The organism is Pseudanabaena sp. 'Roaring Creek', from assembly GCF_001402795.1.
Classification (GTDB): domain Bacteria; phylum Cyanobacteriota; class Cyanobacteriia; order Pseudanabaenales; family Pseudanabaenaceae; genus Pseudanabaena.
Map to the genome: position 1 here is coordinate 1 of NZ_LIRE01000662.1, position 19,220 is coordinate 19,220.

The window sequence follows — 19,220 nt, forward strand, 5'->3', positions numbered from 1 at the left end:
TATAGCAGTAGCCAGTTATGTTAGGACAAAAACAAAACCCAGAAGAGTGTTGCGGCGCGAAGCGCCGCAACACTCTTCTGGATTTTATGTCTTAACTTATATGGCTATAGCTATAGAAGACAAAAGACAAACCCTGTAAGGTTTGGAGATTCCCAAAATAGTAATGCCATTTTGGGAATTCGTATAACTGGATTATTTCTAAGTATTTAAGTGCAATTAAATATAAAATCCCAAAAGCTGTAGCGAACGCTGCGCATGTGCTACAGCTTTTGACTCTAGGTAAATCGAACTTATTGTCTTTTCCGCAAAGGTACAATTACAAACCTTTGCTTTTATTTGGAACTCTTCGACTTAGGCAAAGGGACGAGCGGATCTTCCATTGCAATAATAATGGGTTCTTCTTTTACCTGCGCAGGAGTCTTGATACTGTTTGCCACTGGACTAAATTGAGGATTAGAGTTTAAGGTAAACATCGAGCCAAATACACCGACTATTGCCGCAACCGATATACCAATACCAGCTAACTTCCATTTGCGGCGTTGCGATCGCTTGTCAATTTCAGAAAAGACGCGATTAATCATTACATCTGTTTCTTTTTTCACAGATGAATGGGCGGCAACGGGGACAGGTAAATCAATTAGCAATTGTCGCAGCTTTAATTGTTGCTGATAAAGACGACGAAAATCAACATCCTCAGCCAGCCATTGTTCGACTAACTGCTCTTCCGCTTCAGTTACTTCACCATCTATATATGCACTTAGTAACTCAAAGCGCTCCTCGGGAATAATCATAGAACTATTAAAAATTTGGTTAGCACTCATAACTTCAATACACCCCTCGTTACATATTAGACAGATAGGGTTGTAATTGCGCCTGTAATTTCAATCTTGCTCTAGCAATGCGTGATTTTACTGTACCAAGCGATACACCAGTTATTTCTGAAATTTCTTCATAGGATAAACCTTGGATTTCCCTGAGAACAATAGTTTCACGGAAGCTAGAAGGTAGATCTTGTATGGCTCGACGCAGTTCTTCATAAAACTCCTGCGTAGACATATTTTCAATGGGACTGGGGGCGGCACTGGGCAAGTCCCAGCTCATTTCATCTCCATCACCAGACATAAATGGTGCATCAAGCGAAACCGAACCGCCAACCCGTTTGCGTTTGCGTAATTCGTCATAAAACAAATTAGTGGCAATCCGACTGAGCCAACCACGAAATTTTTCTGGCTCTTGCAAACGCTTGATATTTCGATAAACGCGTAACCAAACTTCTTGAGCGAGATCGGCGCGATCTTGCCAGTCGGGAGCGAGCTTATACAAAACCTGATCGACGTAGGATTGATTACGCCGCATAAGTTCTGCAAACGCAGACCGATTAGTTTGCGCTTCTGTTTGGCACATTTGCACCAATTCAACGATGGGGAGCTTATCAACGGACACGGGGTTGGAGGGTGCGTACACTCCGATGCTGTTTGACCAAGATAGGCTGTAGCTCATCAATTACTCGCTCCTACTGGACTTAAATCTACACTAGACTGCAATTGTCTGTGTCTTCTGTATTCAAGTGTTAGGACGAAGAATGAGAAAGTTTGTTCCTATCAAAATAGAGCTTTGCTCGATATATAGCTTAAGCTTGCTAAGGCAAAGTTTTTAGATTTTAACTAAATTAGCTGAATATCGATACTAAAGATATTTCAAGAGGGATAATAGCAGTTAGTTTGTGTATTTTTGCTAATTCATAGATTTCCTTAGATTTTCGATCTGTTTTTTTACTTAAAGTTACTTATGCAGCGATCGCAGTGGATATCAGTTTTTACGGGCATTGTCGCCGTAATTTTGGGCTTAGGGTACTTGATTCTGGTACAGGTACTAGATTGGCGTGGTGGCGAGATGTTGCCCGCTCCTGTCGATTTGTCTTCAGCTATTCAGGAGTTTTGGCAATCATAAGCAGAGAATACTCTTTGCACCTTCTCTGTTTGCAGGTTGAGAATCGATGAAACTAACCAGAAAAGGTCATTACAGTGTGAAGGCGATGCTCGATCTGGTGGTTTGGGCAAAACGCAAGCCAGCTTCAGTTCGCGAAATTAGCGATCGCCAATCTATTCCTGCGCCATATTTAGAAAAAATCCTGATAGCCTTACGGCAAGCTGATTTAGTCGAATCCGTACGGGGTGTTCAAGGCGGTTATAGATTAAAGCGATCGCCTAAAAATATTTCCCTAGGCGAAATTTTAACCGCCGTAGGCGAAGATACTTATCCCTTGCCTAGGCTAAAGCCACAGGAAAAACTTGCTGCCGATTGGGTGACCTTTGCACTTTGGCAACGACTGGATCGCAAGCTAAAGGATGCTCTCTATAGCATTTGTTTAGAAGACCTGTATTACGATGCTCGCAGTTGGCAGGCATCGCAAGGACAAAGTGCGGGATTTATCATTTAAGTATAGCTGCGTCCCGTAGGGGCGCAACTTTACGGGTTTTGGTTTGTAAATAATTTGAAACGGGCTTTGAGGAAGGGTTTGCTAAGCAAACCCTTCCTCAAAGCCCAAAAGTAAAAGCCTTGCTACGCAAGGCTTTTACTTTTGGGCTTTGAAATTTTGCCAGCTTAACCCAAACTGACGTTAACTTAAGGTGGCGTTAAATTCGTCAATGGTTGTATAGATTTTGAAAATCTTAGTCATACTTGTGAGTTCAAAAAGCATCTGCACTTGATCGTTAGCACCGCAAATGACCATATCCCCATTACTGTTACGAATTGATTTTAACGCGGAAACCAATGCCCCCAGACCCGAACTATCCATAAAAGTGATTTCATGAAGATCGACTAATAAGTATTGAGGTGGAGTTGGAGCCGAGGCGATATCGTTGACTTGTCGTCGAAAATCAGCCGCCGTTGTGACATCAAGTCTTCCTGAAGGCTGCATAATTTTTACTTGATTGCTCATAGTGTTTTTGATCTTAAAGAGCTACTGATTTTGGTAATTGCAGGGGTATAAGTAAGTGGGCTTAATTAAATATAAAACCCTAAAACCTGCGGTGCACCCGCAGCATGCGCCGCAGGTTTTATATCTGGATTTTAATTCTGCTGAGGTACTTAGAGTAATAATTTAACAACATCCTAGGATGTTTCCCCATAAGCATAAGTCTTTATCGATTATTTTGGCTCTTATTTAGGTTTTAATGAAATCTTGGCAAGGCAATAGCATCTTGTGATGATAACAAATCTAAAAATGCAGTAAAAGTCATACTAGCCAATGTTTTGACTGCATTTTGTCATCCTCACAACTCTATAAAATCCTGTAAGTAAAATTTTTTATTTTTTAATCTCTAAAACCTATGACCGATCTACTTGATATTCAGGCGATCCAACGAGCGCTAACCCCCATTGTCGATCCCGATCGCCAAAAAAGTATTATCGATCTGAATATGGTGCGCGATATTGCGATTAAGTCCAATGGGGTAGTTAGTTTCACCCTATTGTTGAGCGATCCCAACAGCCCCAAACGCGATCCTTTGATTCAAGCATGTAAGACAGCGATTAAGGCGATCGCTTCCGTTACCGATGTCTGGGTAAAAGTAATCGCGAATAGTCCTGCGATCGCTACCCCAGCCGCCCCAACCAATACTTTGCAGGGTATTGAAGGAGTCAAGTATGTTCTGGCAATTTCCAGCGGGAAAGGGGGGGTCGGTAAAACCTCGGTAGCGGTTAATGTGGCGGTCGCCCTAGCTGATATGGGTGCCAAGGTGGGCATTCTTGACGCAGATATCTACGGTCCAAATGTCCCCGTAATGTTGGGGATGGAAGCAGCACAGGTCAAGGTAATTAAGGCGGAAAATGGCGCGGATGTGGTGGAGCCAGCCTTTAACTATGGTGTAAAAATGATTTCGATGGCATTTTTAATCGCTAAGGATCAGCCCGTAGTTTGGCGCGGTCCGATGCTTAATGGGGTGATTCGGCAGTTTCTCTATCAAGCTAACTGGGGCGAACTAGATTATTTAATTGTGGATATGCCTCCTGGAACTGGGGATGCACAGTTAACGCTTACTCAATCTGTTCCCCTTGCAGGAGCCGTCATCGTGACTACTCCCCAGACTGTATCCCTTTTGGATTCTCGTAAGGGTTTGAAGATGTTTCAAAATATGGGTATTCCTGTCTTAGGGATTGTCGAGAATATGAGCTATTTCATTCCCCCCGATATGCCCGACAAACAGTACGATATTTTTGGCTCTGGCGGTGGCAAGAAGGCTTCCGATGAGCTGGGTGTAGATCTGCTCGGTTGTGTCCCCCTAGAAATTAGTCTGCGTGAAGGTGGCGATCGCGGTGTGCCTATTGTCTTAGGTCATCCAGAGTCGGCATCAGCGAAAGCTTTAAGGGAGATTGCTAAGGCGATCGCCGCTAAAATCCAAGATAATCACTCTCTTTAGGGATAAAATGCTCCTTTTTTGCATATAGGGGATATAGACAGAAATTTGACTTTCAGTCTATGTCGCTTATGTCCATGCTATGGCTACAGTCACTTAATCTTGGGACAAATCAAAACCCAAGAATTGATTTGTCCCATCACATTTGGCGACACAGGGGACACTCGTTCAAACAATATTTTTAGTAGAGTATTAAAACTATTTTTAGTACGAGTCCCTATTTCATTAGGATTAATTGCATGAGTACGAGCTTTTGGAAAGTTCCTGCTTGGGAAGTTCCTATTGATAAGGCAGTTCGGGTTGATTTGTTCAGGCTAGACGGGCAAACTATTATTCCTGAAGACGGCTGGACTGAGTCTTTCTGTAATGATGTTCGAGACCGTCGATCGTTTGATGGTAAAGAGGCACAAAATATCGTCCGATTATTTAAAGGTCTCTCTTTAGGCGAATCGGCAAGATGTCACATGCCACCTTGGGGATTGGCATTTTACGATCGGGAAGGGCTTTTATTTACAACTACGCTTTGCTTTGAATGTTCTAACGCATACGTTTACAGTGAGTTCGGGCGCAATTTGCGTGCGTTCGATGTAACTGAGTTTCACGCGCGGGAGTTATTTGCTATCCTTCAGCGCGAATTGCCTCTCTAATTAAGCGATCGCCTATTTTGCACTTTACAGCGCTTTGCGCTCAAACCTAAACTAAGGGAATTTTTAAAAGCCCTGCTTCGCAACGCTTTCAAAAATTCCCTTGTGGTTCGTTTGATCGATAATTGCTGTAATATTACGAAAATTTACTATGAAGCGGATTATTCTTGCTAAAGATTTTCCTCTATGGTAATCAGTTAAGTGATGTGCGACTTCACCATGCACCTTTAATTCTTATTCATTGGATCGCATCTATTCTTTTGATGATATGGCAATCCTAAATGGTTTGTAGAAGCGTCAGCGCTTCCACAAACCCAATAATCTACAAAAGATTTAGGACTGCGATATGACAAACATGAAATAGAGTTGCAGTGCTTTGCACCGCAACTCTATTTCATGTTTGTCATATCGTAAATATGCTATGACTATAAAATTTAAATGTAATTAAAACGGTAAACTTGGGATCGGAATACTGGGAATATTTGGTGTTGGGATGTTGGGAAGTGAAATCGGGAAATTTGCGCCAGGGAATAAACCATTAAAAACATCTCGCACCTTATCAATCCCAGGGATTTGATTGGTAAAGCCCTTAAACAACTCGCTTTGGAGTAGTTGAACGAATTCATTTTCAGTTAACTTTTGGATTATCCCTAAAGCTCCGATCGGATCGACCTCGACCTTTTCACCAGCTTTTAAAACAATCTCAGATAGCTGAGTACCAGCATTTAGATTCGGATCGACTTTGAGTATGGGTTTGTCATTGAGCAACTGCCCGTTTAGAGGATCGAGCGGCTGACTGTCTTGAGGATTGGTTTGGGGGAGAATTGGTCTGTTACCGTTATTGCCAGAGGGAGCCGTTGGTGGTGCCGAAAACTGCTTAACTTTAGGAGTTACCGAAGTTCCGCTATCCGTCTCAGTTGATGCAGAATTGATCGAAGGTTTTGGATTTGTGGGTTTTGGATTTGTAGGTTTTGTGGTTGGTTTCGTTTCTGGCTCAACTTCAGGATTAGCGCTACGCTTAACGACAACTTCTCCCTCTAATACTTTGACCATCTGGTTTCCTGATGTATCGACGGTCAATAAATAAGTCGTACCGCGCACTCCCGTTGTAATCGATGAGGAACAAGCATTCACCGCCCCATTAATTAAAATCGTCCCCTGTCGCAGGCGAGCACATTGACCGATGGTTAGTACCGAATTCGCGGACAGACGCGCCACAGCCCCAGAATTAAACTTGAGTGCTGTGCGAGAATCGCCCGTGCGTACTTGTTGCTGCTGGTTGGCTATATCATTGACCGATGCACGTCTATTTTGAATAAACACTTGATTGCCATCAAGGATTTCCTGCACGGTTGCTTGGACGCTTTGAGCGGATACTGGTGCAAGTTGCGGAGTAGCTAAAGCAAATATGCATAAACCTGTAAAGAAAAGAGCAAGTCGCTTTTGAAGAGGTAGCCTAAAAATTTTCATAGAAAATTTTTGAAAAAGATTCCATATATACATATGTGATTGTTCTCTCTAATTTCGCTTGAGACAGGGTTTAATGAATTGGAGGGTGCGTCCCAATTTCTCGATCGCTAATCGCAAAGACATTGACATTATGCAAAAGGTTTCATTGACATCCATGCCGATCGCCAATAATGTAGCGATCGCTATGCAGCAAATTAGTTACCAAACTAAATTTCGCACACTTTTGACAGGTATTTCCGTAGCGATCGCACAGGGTAACAAAACCGCATTAATTGGGGCAACGGGATCGGGGAAAACCACATTTTTACGCTTGCTCAATCGTTTAATCGATCCATCGGTGGGGATGATTTTGTTAAACGGCAAAAATATTCAAGAACTTCCCATTCAAACCCTGCGACGACTGGTTGTGCTTGTGCCGCAGGAGCCGAGCTTATTAGGGATGACGGTTCAGGAAGCGATCGCCTATCCTTTGCAATTGCAAAATTTTACTCCGAGCGCAATTGAAGCGCGATCGCAAAAATGGATTGATAAACTGCAAATCGATCGCAAGTTGCTCAATCGCTCAGAGCTAGAGTTATCCCTCGGGCAAAGGCAATGGATCGCGATCGCCAGAGCTTTAATTATGGAGCCAGAGGTCATCTTGCTGGACGAGCCAACTTCTGCCTTAGATCGAGGTTTATCCCATTTGCTATTAGATACCTTAACCGAGCTAACTCAATTACCTCAACCTGTAACCGTAGTGATGATTAATCATCAACTTGATCTAGTGCAAACATGGTGCGATCGGCTTATTTGTCTGCATAAGGGAGAATTAGTGCAGGATGCTGAGGCGAGTCTAGTTAATTGGCAAGAGATTGATGATTTATTAAGACGAGATACAAGTTCAGGTCAAGATGGTGAATCATCGGATGACTGGACTTAATGCGTCAGGATCATTTAGTGGGGCTAACACGCCATTTTGGTAGTTATTCAGAAAGTTTCTTCATAACATAACGTATGGGGTATTTAGGCAGAAAGTTTCCGTATAACGTGACATATAGGGTGATTAGGCGGAAGTTTGACTTTCGGGCTAAATCGCCTATAGTCAGATTAGACAGAAAGTTTCTGTCTAATACATAGTTATGTCGCAACAAAAACGAAGCAGCAATGATTTATGAAAATCAAAAAAGTAACTACTATTTTTGGAATTAGTATCCTATCCATTGGAGTAGTTGCTTATCTTGGTATTTCTGCGATCGCAGGTGATAAACTTTCTACGGCAAAAAGGATATTTGACCCACAGAAAATCTCTGTTTTTAACTCTAAGCCTGAAGAAGTGAAGATAATGACATCTGATGGGAAAGAGATAGCAGGCTGGTACATTAAATCTCAAAAATCCGATAAAGTCTTAATCTTAGTGCATGGCTTAAACTCTAGCCGCACTTTTGAGTTTGCAGGTAAGTTTTCTGAGTTTGGGGCAGAAATGAATCGTCAAGGCTTTTCTATTCTGATGATAGATTTGCGAGGACATGGACAAAGTTCAGATTCACGGCTCACCTTTGGCATCACAGAGCGTAATGATATTGTCGCTGCTGTAAACTGGCTCAAGCAAAAGGGTTTCAAACCTCAGAAAATCGGGGTCTTGGGAGTATCAATGGGTTCTGCCAGTGTCATCGGAGCAGCTGCCGATGATGCCGACATTGCCTCAATTGTCATAGATAGTTGCTACGCTGAGGTTTACCCGATTATGCAAAAACATTGGCAATCCGCTTCGGGCTTACCAGAGATATTTTTGCCTTCTACGATGATGTTTGGTCACTTGTTCACTGGGTACGATCCCACATTGTCTAAGCCCGTGCAGGAAATCAGTAAGATTGCACCTCGTCCTGTTTTGATTATTCATAGCAAGATTGATCCCTACACTCCTGTTGAAAATGCCTACAAACTCAAAGAAGCTTATCCAAAAGCAGAATATTGGGAAACCAACGCCAAAGAACATCCAGAGAGCTATAACACAGACCCGAAACTTTATGTAGAGAAAGTCTCAGATTTCTTTAATCGTAGCCTGAGGTAAGAGCAACATAACAAATCACTGCACCCGACTCTATGTTAGGCTATCCCTGGTATCCAAAGTCAATGAAGGCGGGTGAGTTCAAACGTTGTGCCGCTTGAGTTACTAGTAGGGCGGTTCATCAGCATTATCTGTAGGATGCGCTATCTTAGGAAATCATGATTTCAAGTTTTGTGCTTATGAGTGATTGGCTGTTTAATGATCCGCCAAATGTAGCCGTTCTCACAACTCATCAGGTATTGAATGGCGAGACAATTTTGTATGTCAGTCATGATGAAGAAGATGGTGCTTGGCAATTCCATACAGGTGAGATAATTGGTGAGTCTAATGCTAAAGTTGTGGCGCTTAAAAGAATTGTCGAACTCGATCACTCTGTAATGCAGTTAGCCGATTTACCATTAGGTTGGGTAGCGACTAGATCAGAAGCGGGGACTATTTGGCAAAGACTCAAGTGCAACAGCCGGTTGTGACATAGTGCTGCTCCAAAATGCTCATTCCAAATTCAGAGAATGCGATTGTTGATATTCGTAAACTTCGTGACTACTGCCTTAATTCAAAACATGACGATGGCAAGCACAAAGCACGGCTTTTTTCGTCAATTCTTGGAATGACGGCTGATAATGCTGGAGAGTTACGTCAAATGCTGCTTGAGATCGTCAAAGTTCAAGAAGCCCAGTTGGGAAGACGAGATGAGTTTGGGCAACGCTACACTCTGGATTTCACAATCGAATGGCAAAATAGAAGTGCAACCCTTCGGAGTGGCTGGATCATTGAGCATGGTTCAGAAATTCCAAAATTAACGACCTGTTATCCTCTGTAATCAGTAGAGGTAATCAAGCATGATAAATAATGCAGTCAAGTTACTAGATGTTGTCGCCCTAATCGTTGACCTTCCTCAGTGCAATTTATGGCGTGGGCAGGTTGGAACAGTCGTTGAGACGCTTGCGGAGGGTGCTGCATTTGAAGTTGAATTCAGTGATCGCAATGGGCGTACCTACGAGTCTTTAGGGTTGCGTCCAGAGCAAATCATGGTTCTGCATTTTGAGCCAGTACCACCCGATACAAAAGCTGAAATGGTTACGGTATAAGCGGCACAACAACCCCAATGCACCCGACCGCCGAGAGGTTATCTGTTGAGCGTTCGAGGTTATCTGCGGCGGGTGATTGGGAACGTTAGCAATCATTCTGGCGCGGCCAGTCAGACGATATAAATACAGATACCCTGAGGTAATAATATGATAAGTGGAAGTAACAAAGACCAGATAATTATAGTTGGTGCGGGCATTGCCGGCCTGAGTCTTGCCATTCAGCTCGCTGAGAAAAAAAATACCTTGCATAGTGCTTGAAGCCAGAGAAAGTTTTGGCGGAGTTACAAGCGGCGTAAGGATTTCCGCTAAAGGCGTTCGGGTTCTTGAGAAAATTGGCATTCACAATATTGGCGAAAACACAGAAAAGTTGGTGATGTACTTTGGCACAAAACACATAAAGTTTGACGTAAAAAATGAAAAAGATGCAAGTCCTGCAATTCTCGTAACCCGATTGGCTGTGTTTGAAAAGTTGCGTGAACGTATCAATGAGTTGGGAATAAATATCATCTACAAATATAAGTTGGACAACGTCATTGAAAATGCTGATAACGTAGTTGCAGTTTCAAGTGACGGGAAGAAAATTCAAGGAAAATATCTAGTAGGTGCAGATGGTGTAGGCTCTAAAGTAAGAAGTTTGTTAAATGCGGGCGGTACTTCTGAAAAGCGATATGCAGGTTACTTGGGGCTTGGTTTCATTTATCCAAGCGATGAGAAAATAGAAATGTCTTTATTTAATATTCTTAATGGCAACATCGGCCTTGGTTCTATCGGAAAAATAAGCCCAGACGATACTTGCAACAATAATTTCTTGTGGGCACATATACACATGAGTGAAGCGGAAGCAAAAGCCATAAGCGACAAAGAGGTGTTCGAGAGAATAGCCGAGCGAGCAAAAGGTTGGACGCCTCATCTGCGACAAGTTTTTCAAGAGATTAAAGCCAATCCCAAAACCATTTTGTATCATCAGCCTGTTTACAACGGCAATTTGCCAAGCAAATGGTTCAACGACAGACTGTTTTTGATAGGCGATGCGGCTCATCCTTATGGTCCTGGCGGGCAAGGTATCAGCTTAGCAATGTTAGATGCGGAAGCCTTGTGTAGTTTGTTTACGAATGAACTGACAGAAGAAAAGAAAATCAATTTTCAAATAACAAGGGCAGCTATTGCAAAAGAGAAAGGCGAAAGTTCGGAAGAAAGAAACAAACCAGAAAATCAAATTACTAGTAATTTCGGATTATGGTGGAAAGGAGTATTTATGAAGGGTTTCCATTTGTTCAGTGGTGGAAAAATAGAATTGTAAGTGAGCGGTAAAAATCCGTTGCTAACAACAGGTCAAGATGATGCATTAGAGGACGACTGGACTTAATGCGCCAAGCTTATTTAGTCGGGCTAACACGATATTTGGGTGATTATTCAGAAAGTTTCTTCATAACATAACGTATGGGGTATTTAGGCAGAAAGTTTTCGTATAATGTGACATATAGGGTGATTAGCCAGAAATTTGACTTTCAGCCTATATCCCCTATAGTCAGATTAGATAGAAATTTTCCGTCTAATACATAGCTAGGCGGCTTAATCTTCTGGTGGCGACAGGTGCTTGAAAGTTATCTGTATGAAGCAACGCTATAGCTCTCTAAGGGTCTTGGCGATCACAAAATAAAGCAACATAATTAAAGTGCCGATATTGAAGCATTGTGGGTGAGTTGTGACAAGCCACGAAGATAGCCATTTTGAGTCACAAACAACCTGTGACGCTCTGCTTAGCTTAATGCAAGAGCGAATTTTGGGCATTGACCGTAAAGAGGCAAAAAATACCTGTGCAATCTTTCATCGAACAGGCAATCGCTTTGTATTTCTTTACCATCGGAAAAATAGTCCAAATTTAAGAATTTACTTTCGAGCTGAACCAGATTTAGATTTTCAAGTTCCAAGTACGATCAATCTTCAAAAGCGAGCAAAGATCAATAGTACTTGGGAAAAGAACTTCCCTTTCTTTTTTGAGCTTGCACCATCTGATAATTTAGAGGAAGTTGCTGAGTTTCTCGTAAAAGAAGCTTATCCGCTTTCCCTAAAATCTACTTCAACAGTATCGGGATACGAACAGCCTGAACTTTTCGAGCAGCGTTCGTTAATTGAAGCTGAAGGATATTTTGATGCTGACAACATTGAAGATGCAAGACAACGAGTAATAACTTCGATTGTGCAGCGACAAGGACAAGCAGAATTTCGTCGTAAATTATTAGAGGTTTATAACTATCAGTGTCAAGTGACAAGATGTGATGCTGAACCAGCCCTTGAAGCAGCACATATCATTTCGTATAAAGGTGATAGAACTAACCATGTAGCTAACGGTCTCTTACTAAGAGCAGATATACATACTCTCTTTGACTTGCACTTATTATCTATTCATCCTGAGACTTATAAAATTGTGATTTCTTCCCAATTATCGGCTACGTCCTATGTAAAATACGAAGGTCGAACTATATCTTTGCCACAACAAAAAAACGTACGACCAGACTCGGTAGCTTTGACGAAGCATTATGAGCTATTTCGGCAAAATTCCACATCTAAAAGCCTTCAGCATCCTAACAATTCAGGTGCAGCGGATTGACCGAAGCCGCTTGGATTGGATGCAAAGATCTGGACAACCGCTGACCCGAACCGTTAGCCTACTTAGATTCATGGGAAAGCTATTTAAGGGTTTGACAGATTTACCTATAAAGAATATGAAGACATTTCTGAATGTTATCGCGGGGTTTGCAGTAGTTTGCACTCATGCTGTTTTAGCTATTCCAGTTTGTGCATATCCTGTATCGCAATCTGTTTGCAGCAAGAGCGATCAGTATGCCGTGTTTGCAAAGAGGCACTTGTTTGGTGGAAACCCTGGTAAACCAGGAAGTGTTGCAGACAAGGTCGATCTACAAAGTGAACATGAACACCTTTTCTTTTGTAACAATGGCAATATAACCAACAACATTGGATACGGGACAAGAAGTGGTGCGCCTATTTCTGAAGGGTATCTGTTTAGCTATACCAGCAATCAAATTAATTCAGGTACGGAGGTTGAAGGTGGAAAAACCAAACCTTTACGCTTTGTTGTGGTTGATCAAGAAACATATGACTCCGACATAATGAACGATGTATTAGGTGATTTGCCAAATATGCTGCCAGACAGGTGTAGGATATCAACAGATACTTATGTACTTGTCGGAAACAACTGTCAGAATTTTGCTGACAAGCTTAGATCTGAATACTGGAAGCGTCTTAAACCAAAGATTACTGCGTTTTACTGTGAAGGGCAGAAGGATGTGGATGTTTGCAATCTCAATTGGGAGCAATCAACCGCTTTAATTATTGAATATTCTGACAAGAGTAAAAAGTCCCTTAACTGGCAGATTAGTGGATATGTGATTGGTGCGCCAACCGATCAGGGTAAGGTTTCATCTCCGAATGGGAAAAGCACTATAAATTCAAACTTAAAATGTATTTGTAGTGGTAACGATTGTCGTGATACAAGAAACTACACAATGTCCGCATCAATTACTAATGAAAGAGGCTCGCAAGCATCAGCCAAACTCAAGCTTCAGTGTAGCGCGGGAGCAGGTCAAATCATTAGAGATATTTTACCCAAAATCCCTATTCGTATTCCTGGGTTGCCATTCTAGTGCGATCGCCGATCTTGTAGGTTGGGCTGAGGTGACGAAATCCAACCTTGCTTTTATTCCTTACCTTAGTTTGTTGGGTTTCACTTCGTTCAACCCAACCTACATTTTATTCCATACAAGGTGACAGACCCAAACATTGCCTTTATTTCTTCCCTTAATATTTCCTCGCTAATAAAATCTGAGTTCTCACTTCGTCAGAGAGAGCGTAGTAACTCGACAATGAGGTTATGACTTCTCATAGTTGGGTTGCGTTCCTTAACCCAACCTACAAGATCAGCGATCGCACTTAATGCGGCAAAGCATAATGCTTCCTGCTAGAATGTCACAATACAGTTCAATTCAGGTGCAATATGTCCCTAATGAGCGCCCCACCCAAGTTTCAATCCGCCCTTCCCCCTTTACGTTGGGATGAAGCAGGAGGTATCCGTATAGGTTCGAGCCGAGTGACTCTAGATAGTCTACTCGCTACATACCACAATGGTTGCACTCCTGAAGAAATCGCTATTCAATTTTCAGTTCTGAGGTTAGAAGACATATACAGTACGATTGCCTACTATCTAAACCATCGTCAGGAAATCGACAATTATTTAGAGCAGCGCAATCAACAAGCCCAAAAACTCAGGCAACAACTTACTGAAAAGCACAACTTAGTCGATCTGAGGCATCGCTTGCTTACTCGTCAGTCACAAAAGGAATCGAGGCAAAATGCGCCTTCTATCTGACGAAAATTTTAACGGGGCTATATTGCGTGGTCTGATGAGACGTTTGCCTAAACTAGATTTAGTTCGTGTCCAAGACGTAGGGCTGATGCACACTGATGATCCAGTTATTTTGGAATGGGCTGCTAACGAGGAACGTATCTTGCTTACCCATGATGTTGCCACTATTACGATGTATGCATACGAGCGCATCAATCAAGGATTACCTATGGCTGGGGTTGTTGAAGTGATTGCGACAGCACCCATAGGTAAAATTATTGATGATTTAGAGCTATTTATTTGCTGTAGCGAACCCGAAGAATATGAAGGACAAGTTCTTTTTATCCCTTTCTCCTAAAGTCCAGAAGCCTAACACTGCGTTGGAGCCAACTTATCGAAAGCGATTTCTAAAAGCCAAAGCTTGACTATGGCGGCTCAACTAGACCGTTATGCCAATCCAAAGAGTCTGTTAAAAAAGTTGTGTGTACTCTCAGGCAAGATCGATAAATTCAATGTAAGATTTGGGTGTTAATTAGAATATTATGAATAAACATCCTATCTTATGGAAGTTTTGGCTGATATGGGTGATTGTTTCAGCAACCAGTGAATTTATCGGTGTTTCCTGTGGTTTGCTTGCTGTCGCGACCATTGCTTTCATATCAACACCTGGGTTGGGTAAAATGGTCAGTTCAGAAGGCTTGTTGATTAGCTCCTTGCTAGGTGGCATCATAACTGGGGCGATCATAGGAATCTTTCAAGTTTTAGTTCTAAGAAAGTACTTTTCTCATATTAAGTACTGGATTACTGGCAGCATCGCTTACAGTGCGGTCGCTATGTCAATCATCTGGCAAATGAAACCTTGGGAGGGTGCCTCAAATGTTATCTGGTTGAAAAGCCTCTCAATCGGTGTCATCGTGGGAGCTATTGTTGGTTTTGTTCAATGGCAAGCTCTATCTCCGCACTTTACGCAGGCATCTCGACGGAAACCGGTCTTATGGTTTTTGATTAGTCCAATAAGCATGATGTGTAGTTTCCCCTTACTATTCTTTGGGGATGCTGACTTTGTATTCAATTTATTTAGTCCGTTCTTTATACTAGAACCAAGAATTTTTATATATTTGGGTGGGTTTATCCTCCATGCTGCCATCACTGGACTATGTTTAGTCTGGTTATTACAGCAACGCAGTGCGATCGCCCCTCGCCCTAATCTGGGGTGAGGTAAGGAAACTCTCAGCACTCTTCTCCTACGTGGTACTGCGAAATGAGATCTCAGGGAAGGCTCCTACATTGAAGCAATCGCCTTGGCACATCAATGATGAAAAATCAGAAAGACGATGGCGATCGCCAAGTATAAAAATCCCAATTCACACCGACTGCTAAGAGATTACGACTAGAGTTCGATGTTATTTGCAGCGGGCGATCGCGAACGTTATACCGAAACCCACTAAGTTTGTTAATGTTGTCTGCTTCCAACCGATTTAAGGCAAATAACAATGGTCGGCTGCTATATTGAGTTCCGAGAGGTTATCGGCGATTCATTTCTGGATGCTTCCCGCCACAAAAATTCAGAAATGGTTGGCTACGTTGATAAGTTCCGACATTTCTACAATGCGATCGGCGACATCCAAAATCCGATTATCGTGAGTGACCAGCAAAATCGTACATCCCTGCTCCTTGGCTAGGTTTTGCATCAAGTTCACCACATCGCGCCCAGATTTACTATCCAACGCCGCAGTTGGTTCATCCGCTAACACGATCTTGGGACGGCTCACGAGCGCACGGGCGATCGCTACTCTTTGCTTTTGTCCACCTGACAGATCGTCAGGGTAATAATCTAAGCGATTGCCAAGCCCCACATGATCGAGCATGGCAGCCGCGCGATCGCGCATTTCTTGCAGCGAAAGATGATTATGCAATTCCAGTCCCATCTTCACGTTTTGCAAAGCCGTTAAACTATGGTGCAGGTTATGAGCTTGGAAAATATAGCCATTCTGACGACGCGCGATGGTTTATCAAATCTATAGTTGGATTAGCGTCTAGCTGCCTCATCAATAGCTGTCATCTGGTAAACGACAGCATATTTAACCCTAGAGTTGATCGTTGTCGTCCCGCCAATTGCCGTGTCATTTAATACAATCTGACTAACCAATCTGGTAGGTTTGATTCCGTCCTAACTCTTTAGCTCGATACAAGGCGTAGTCAGCAGCCGTAAGTAGTACCGAAGGATGAGAATCAGCCATAGGTACTAAGGAAGTTACCCCCATACTCAAGGTCACAAATGTACTAACTGCCGAATCATCATGGGGAATCATCAAATCCACTAGCCCCTTACGAATAACTTCTGCAATTGCCATAGAACCTTCTATGTCAGTATTTGGTAAAACGACAACAAATTCTTCGCCGCCATAACGGGCAGCTAAATCCGCTGGACGACGCACCGATTGTTTAATCACCGAAGATACTTTGCGGAGACAGTCATCGCCAGCCACATGCCCATAGGTGTCGTTGTAGTTTTTAAAGAAATCGATATCACACATGATCAAAGACAGTGGCAATTGATCCCTTGCTAACCTCTGCCATTCCTGTTCAAGGTACTCATCAAAACACCGACGATTGGCTAATTGCGTCAACCCATCTAAGTTGACCAAGCGCCCTAACTTCTCATTAGCTTCTTGTAGCAATGTTTCCGCAATAATTCTGCTGTTAATCTCTTGCTTTAACCGCTCATTTTGTTCTTGCAACTGTCTTTGTAATCGTCGCAAGGTCAACTGATTCTCAATTCTCGCTAGCACTTCGGCAATTTGAAATGGCTTGGTAATATAGTCCACCCCACCGACAGCAAAAGCTTCAACCTTATCTAATACTTCGTCCCGCGCACTTATGAAAATCACAGGAATATCACGGGTCAGCACGCTGGACTTCAATTGCTGACATACTTGAAACCCGTTCATATGGGGCATATTAATATCTAGCAACACCAAATCAGGTGGATCGCTATGGATATCTGATAGTGCCATGTAACCATCCTCCACACCTCTTGCATGATATCCCTTGCGAGTTAGCATGGTAATTAGCAAGTGTAAGTTAGGCGGCGTATCATCTACGACTAAAACGCACTCTTTTTTAGGTATGGCTTCAGGCAGTTGCATTTTCCTAGCGTCAAGACATCTTGAACATATTGAGTAGATTATTCACCATTATTCAACCAAAAGATAGCAGACTGTAAGCAATATCAGCCTCAATCTATAACCAAGACCGTCAAGCAAGATCGCCAAGATCGATATGAGGCTGTCGTACTATTTTTATTTCTGTGGGGATTAGATTGGACAAAAATTTGTATAGTCCACCCTAACCTGAAAATACCGCGATCTTTGTTGGTAAATAGTTCGGCAGGAGACACAAAACATCCAACCTAGGCGAATAGCGTATGCTTATATGGCGAATACGGCAATCCTAACTTTACCGATTTACCTATTCAATAGCTACGGTCACTTGACTTAGGATAAATTAAAACCTAAGAGTGGATTGGCGTTGCTCCGCCGCCAATCCACTCTTAGGTTTTATGTCCTAGTAATTAAAAAACAAATTATCAAAGCCCGTTTCAAATTATCCTGAACTCACGTTACTTACAGAGCAATTACCGATCAAACGAACCACAAGAAAAATTCTGAAAGCGTTGCTTCGCAACGCTTTCAGAATTTTTCTTGTGGTTCGTTTGATCGGTAATTGCTGTAGTACCTATTTGGTGCTCTCCAAATTTTTTAGTAGGAAGAGAGTAAAATACAATGAAGATTGACAGTGAAGATAGTTCATCTGACTATCACTATATATTTTGGGGAATTCTTGTAATTCTCTTTTGTTAATTCTCTTTTGTAGTCCCAGAGTATTTACCCAGAGTATTTACCCAGAGTATTTACACACCCATATTTACCCACAGTATTTAACCGTAGTTAGCTAATGTCTAGTAGTGCATCTCAAAGAATCGATCTCTCAGGAAGTGCTTTGGGAATGGTCTCAACTATTAGTTTTCCTGCAATCGTGGGCACGGCTGATATGATGCTCAAATCAGCCACAGTGCGACTAGTAGGATATGAAAAAGTCGGCAATGGCTTTTGTACGGCGATCGTGAGGGGACAGATTACGGATGTGCGTATGGCTGTGGAGGCAGGAGCCGAAACCGCTAGGGAATTTGGGCAGCTAGTGTCAACCATCGTGATCCCGCGTCCCTATCCAAATTTGGAGGCAATTTTACCCATTAGTAGCCGTCTCAGCCAGTTGACCGATGGGCGCTATAGTCGCCTCAGCAACCAAGCGATCGGGCTGTTAGAAACACGCGGATTTCCAGCGATGGTTGGCGCTGCCGATATGATGTTGAAATCTGCTGATGTGCATCTCGCAGGCTATGAAACCATTGGGGCGGGTTTATGTACGGCGATTATTCGGGGGAATGTCGCTGATGTGGCGATCGCGATCGAAGCAGGCATGTACGAAGCCGAGCGTATTGGTGAATTTCATACTCTCATGATCATTCCTCGTCCTCTAGACGATCTCGAAGAAACTTTGCCAACCTCAGAATATTGGATTGAAACCCCAGTACCCGTAAATATTCCGATGATTGCGCTCCAAGAGCAGGAACGAGAGCTAGTCGAATTACCCAACTTAGAAATTGCTGAAGTGGAAACCATTGCCATCGGCGATCGCTAAACCTTGACCGCAAATAGTTACCGCAAATAATTACCGACCAGATTCCTAACCGCAAATCCAGTGTGGGAATGGGAATAAGCCAAGATTATATCCATTATTTAGATTTATCATGACGGCTTATATTGTCAAATGTACCGCCACTCGTTATCGTAGATATAAAGATAGAGTTGAATATATTTATATTATTCAGTTTCTCTGATTATTCAGATTTAAAATGGCTATATCCGTAGTAATAAATACTTATCGATTATTTTGAATGATTGATTAAGAAATTAATTGCCACAAGGAGTCACCAAACATCTGTAAATTAGCTGCGAAAAGCCAGCTACTAAAAAGTAGCGGCAAAAGTGCGCCAAGCGTCATCTCTTTTTTTATTTTGTTTTAAAAATTTGAAATTTGATGTTTCAAGCGAACCGATCGTAGCTAAGATCAATAGTTGCGCTCGTGCATCTACATCTTTTGATAGATACAACCGCGAGA

General features: G+C 42.4%; 22 protein-coding genes and 1 pseudogene. 16 read left to right on the plus strand and 7 right to left on the minus strand.

Going from position 1 to position 19,220, the window contains the following annotated elements:
• Positions 1-332 precede the first annotated feature (332 nt).
• On the minus strand, positions 333-821 hold the full coding sequence (locus tag AC805_RS17700) for a zf-HC2 domain-containing protein (RefSeq protein WP_055076614.1): 489 nt from the start codon (positions 819-821) through the stop codon (positions 333-335).
• Between the two features lie 19 nt (positions 822-840).
• Positions 841-1,500, minus strand: a complete 660-nt coding sequence (locus AC805_RS17705; protein WP_055076615.1) for a sigma-70 family RNA polymerase sigma factor — start codon at positions 1,498-1,500, stop codon at positions 841-843.
• Between the two features lie 288 nt (positions 1,501-1,788).
• On the opposite strand from AC805_RS17705, the gene AC805_RS26500 reads away from it, so the two are divergent.
• A complete protein-coding gene (locus AC805_RS26500; protein WP_190315895.1) occupies positions 1,789-1,950 on the plus strand; it encodes a hypothetical protein in 162 nt (53 codons plus the stop codon).
• 46 nt (positions 1,951-1,996) lie between these two features.
• Positions 1,997-2,440, plus strand: coding sequence for an Rrf2 family transcriptional regulator (locus tag AC805_RS17710; RefSeq protein ID WP_055076616.1), 444 nt, complete (start codon positions 1,997-1,999; stop codon positions 2,438-2,440).
• 180 nt (positions 2,441-2,620) lie between these two features.
• Here the strand turns inward: AC805_RS17710 and AC805_RS17715 are convergent, their stop codons facing one another.
• Complete coding sequence (locus AC805_RS17715) at positions 2,621-2,956, minus strand: STAS domain-containing protein (RefSeq protein WP_263363449.1); 336 nt, start codon at positions 2,954-2,956, stop codon at positions 2,621-2,623.
• A gap of 379 nt (positions 2,957-3,335) precedes the next feature.
• Here AC805_RS17715 and AC805_RS17720 point away from each other — a divergent pair, with 379 nt between their 5' ends.
• Both AC805_RS17720 and AC805_RS17725 read left to right on the plus strand, forming a co-directional pair.
• A complete protein-coding gene (locus tag AC805_RS17720) occupies positions 3,336-4,424 on the plus strand; it encodes an Mrp/NBP35 family ATP-binding protein (RefSeq protein WP_055076617.1) in 1,089 nt (362 codons plus the stop codon).
• A 236-nt stretch (positions 4,425-4,660) separates the two neighbouring features.
• Positions 4,661-5,068: a hypothetical protein gene (locus AC805_RS17725; protein WP_055076618.1), complete on the plus strand. Its 408-nt coding sequence runs from the start codon at positions 4,661-4,663 to the stop codon at positions 5,066-5,068.
• 441 nt (positions 5,069-5,509) lie between these two features.
• Here AC805_RS17725 and AC805_RS17730 read toward each other — a convergent pair whose 3' ends face one another.
• Positions 5,510-6,535, minus strand: a complete 1,026-nt coding sequence (locus tag AC805_RS17730; protein WP_156341453.1) for a hypothetical protein — start codon at positions 6,533-6,535, stop codon at positions 5,510-5,512.
• A gap of 73 nt (positions 6,536-6,608) precedes the next feature.
• Between AC805_RS17730 and AC805_RS17735 the strand changes: the two genes are divergently transcribed.
• The 11 genes from AC805_RS17735 (at position 6,609) to AC805_RS17785 (ending at position 15,253) form a co-directional block, all read left to right on the plus strand.
• Entirely contained in the window at positions 6,609-7,457 is an 849-nt protein-coding gene (locus AC805_RS17735) for an ATP-binding cassette domain-containing protein (RefSeq protein ID WP_055076620.1), read from the plus strand.
• A 231-nt stretch (positions 7,458-7,688) separates the two neighbouring features.
• Complete coding sequence (locus AC805_RS17740; protein WP_055076621.1) at positions 7,689-8,588, plus strand: alpha/beta hydrolase; 900 nt, start codon at positions 7,689-7,691, stop codon at positions 8,586-8,588.
• A 176-nt stretch (positions 8,589-8,764) separates the two neighbouring features.
• Positions 8,765-9,055, plus strand: a complete 291-nt coding sequence (locus AC805_RS17745; protein ID WP_055076641.1) for a hypothetical protein — start codon at positions 8,765-8,767, stop codon at positions 9,053-9,055.
• A gap of 17 nt (positions 9,056-9,072) precedes the next feature.
• Positions 9,073-9,405 carry a DUF6883 domain-containing protein gene (locus tag AC805_RS27210; protein ID WP_055076622.1) on the plus strand — a complete coding sequence of 111 codons (333 nt, stop codon included), beginning with the start codon at positions 9,073-9,075 and terminating at the stop codon, positions 9,403-9,405.
• A 19-nt stretch (positions 9,406-9,424) separates the two neighbouring features.
• Entirely contained in the window at positions 9,425-9,673 is a 249-nt protein-coding gene (locus AC805_RS17755; RefSeq protein WP_055076623.1) for a DUF4926 domain-containing protein, read from the plus strand.
• A gap of 250 nt (positions 9,674-9,923) precedes the next feature.
• Positions 9,924-10,973: an NAD(P)/FAD-dependent oxidoreductase gene (locus tag AC805_RS17760; RefSeq protein WP_055076624.1), complete on the plus strand. Its 1,050-nt coding sequence runs from the start codon at positions 9,924-9,926 to the stop codon at positions 10,971-10,973.
• Positions 10,974-11,378: 405 nt separating this feature from the next.
• Complete coding sequence (locus AC805_RS17765; protein ID WP_156341455.1) at positions 11,379-12,284, plus strand: HNH endonuclease; 906 nt, start codon at positions 11,379-11,381, stop codon at positions 12,282-12,284.
• Between the two features lie 70 nt (positions 12,285-12,354).
• Positions 12,355-13,338, plus strand: coding sequence for a hypothetical protein (locus tag AC805_RS17770; RefSeq protein WP_156341456.1), 984 nt, complete (start codon positions 12,355-12,357; stop codon positions 13,336-13,338).
• A 350-nt stretch (positions 13,339-13,688) separates the two neighbouring features.
• Positions 13,689-14,060, plus strand: a complete 372-nt coding sequence (locus AC805_RS17775; RefSeq protein ID WP_055076627.1) for a DUF433 domain-containing protein — start codon at positions 13,689-13,691, stop codon at positions 14,058-14,060.
• The gene (locus tag AC805_RS17780) at positions 14,044-14,394 is read left to right on the plus strand and encodes a DUF5615 family PIN-like protein (protein ID WP_055076628.1); all 351 of its coding nucleotides are present in this window, start codon (positions 14,044-14,046) and stop codon (positions 14,392-14,394) included. Before AC805_RS17775 ends, AC805_RS17780 begins: the two co-directional genes overlap by 17 nt.
• A 184-nt stretch (positions 14,395-14,578) precedes the next feature.
• A complete protein-coding gene (locus AC805_RS17785) occupies positions 14,579-15,253 on the plus strand; it encodes a hypothetical protein (protein WP_055076629.1) in 675 nt (224 codons plus the stop codon).
• Positions 15,254-15,359: 106 nt separating this feature from the next.
• On the opposite strand, the gene AC805_RS25745 is transcribed toward AC805_RS17785, so the two are convergent.
• The 3 genes and pseudogenes from AC805_RS25745 to AC805_RS17795 form a co-directional block, all read right to left on the minus strand.
• On the minus strand, positions 15,360-15,509 hold the full coding sequence (locus AC805_RS25745) for a hypothetical protein (RefSeq protein WP_156341457.1): 150 nt from the start codon (positions 15,507-15,509) through the stop codon (positions 15,360-15,362).
• Between the two features lie 92 nt (positions 15,510-15,601).
• Positions 15,602-16,045: pseudogene (locus AC805_RS17790) on the minus strand (ATP-binding cassette domain-containing protein); the annotation flags it as partial.
• A 132-nt stretch (positions 16,046-16,177) separates the two neighbouring features.
• Entirely contained in the window at positions 16,178-17,185 is a 1,008-nt protein-coding gene (locus AC805_RS17795; RefSeq protein WP_055076630.1) for a PleD family two-component system response regulator, read from the minus strand.
• Positions 17,186-17,993: 808 nt separating this feature from the next.
• Here AC805_RS17795 and AC805_RS17800 point away from each other — a divergent pair.
• Positions 17,994-18,740 carry a carbon dioxide-concentrating mechanism protein gene (locus tag AC805_RS17800; protein WP_009625738.1) on the plus strand — a complete coding sequence of 249 codons (747 nt, stop codon included), beginning with the start codon at positions 17,994-17,996 and terminating at the stop codon, positions 18,738-18,740.
• The last annotated feature ends 480 nt before the right edge of the window (positions 18,741-19,220 follow it).

What these genes read in the sequence shown, in the direction of transcription:
- AC805_RS17800 (WP_009625738.1), top strand. Translation starts at nt 17,994, where the DNA reads ATGTCTAGTAGTGCATCTCAAAGAATCGATCTCTCAGGAAGTGCTTTG.
- AC805_RS17770 (WP_156341456.1), top strand. Translation starts at nt 12,355, where the DNA reads ATGGGAAAGCTATTTAAGGGTTTGACAGATTTACCTATAAAGAATATG.
- AC805_RS17710 (WP_055076616.1), top strand. Translation starts at nt 1,997, where the DNA reads ATGAAACTAACCAGAAAAGGTCATTACAGTGTGAAGGCGATGCTCGAT.
- AC805_RS17720 (WP_055076617.1), top strand. Translation starts at nt 3,336, where the DNA reads ATGACCGATCTACTTGATATTCAGGCGATCCAACGAGCGCTAACCCCC.
- AC805_RS17780 (WP_055076628.1), top strand. Translation starts at nt 14,044, where the DNA reads ATGCGCCTTCTATCTGACGAAAATTTTAACGGGGCTATATTGCGTGGT.
- AC805_RS27210 (WP_055076622.1), top strand. Translation starts at nt 9,073, where the DNA reads ATGCTCATTCCAAATTCAGAGAATGCGATTGTTGATATTCGTAAACTT.
- AC805_RS17735 (WP_055076620.1), top strand. Translation starts at nt 6,609, where the DNA reads ATGAATTGGAGGGTGCGTCCCAATTTCTCGATCGCTAATCGCAAAGAC.
- AC805_RS17775 (WP_055076627.1), top strand. Translation starts at nt 13,689, where the DNA reads ATGTCCCTAATGAGCGCCCCACCCAAGTTTCAATCCGCCCTTCCCCCT.
- AC805_RS17795 (WP_055076630.1), bottom strand. Translation starts at nt 17,185, where the DNA reads ATGCAACTGCCTGAAGCCATACCTAAAAAAGAGTGCGTTTTAGTCGTA.
- AC805_RS17785 (WP_055076629.1), top strand. Translation starts at nt 14,579, where the DNA reads ATGAATAAACATCCTATCTTATGGAAGTTTTGGCTGATATGGGTGATT.
- AC805_RS17730 (WP_156341453.1), bottom strand. Translation starts at nt 6,535, where the DNA reads ATGAAAATTTTTAGGCTACCTCTTCAAAAGCGACTTGCTCTTTTCTTT.
- AC805_RS17740 (WP_055076621.1), top strand. Translation starts at nt 7,689, where the DNA reads ATGAAAATCAAAAAAGTAACTACTATTTTTGGAATTAGTATCCTATCC.
- AC805_RS17755 (WP_055076623.1), top strand. Translation starts at nt 9,425, where the DNA reads ATGATAAATAATGCAGTCAAGTTACTAGATGTTGTCGCCCTAATCGTT.
- AC805_RS17725 (WP_055076618.1), top strand. Translation starts at nt 4,661, where the DNA reads ATGAGTACGAGCTTTTGGAAAGTTCCTGCTTGGGAAGTTCCTATTGAT.
- AC805_RS17705 (WP_055076615.1), bottom strand. Translation starts at nt 1,500, where the DNA reads ATGAGCTACAGCCTATCTTGGTCAAACAGCATCGGAGTGTACGCACCC.
- AC805_RS17700 (WP_055076614.1), bottom strand. Translation starts at nt 821, where the DNA reads ATGAGTGCTAACCAAATTTTTAATAGTTCTATGATTATTCCCGAGGAG.
- AC805_RS17745 (WP_055076641.1), top strand. Translation starts at nt 8,765, where the DNA reads ATGAGTGATTGGCTGTTTAATGATCCGCCAAATGTAGCCGTTCTCACA.
- AC805_RS26500 (WP_190315895.1), top strand. Translation starts at nt 1,789, where the DNA reads ATGCAGCGATCGCAGTGGATATCAGTTTTTACGGGCATTGTCGCCGTA.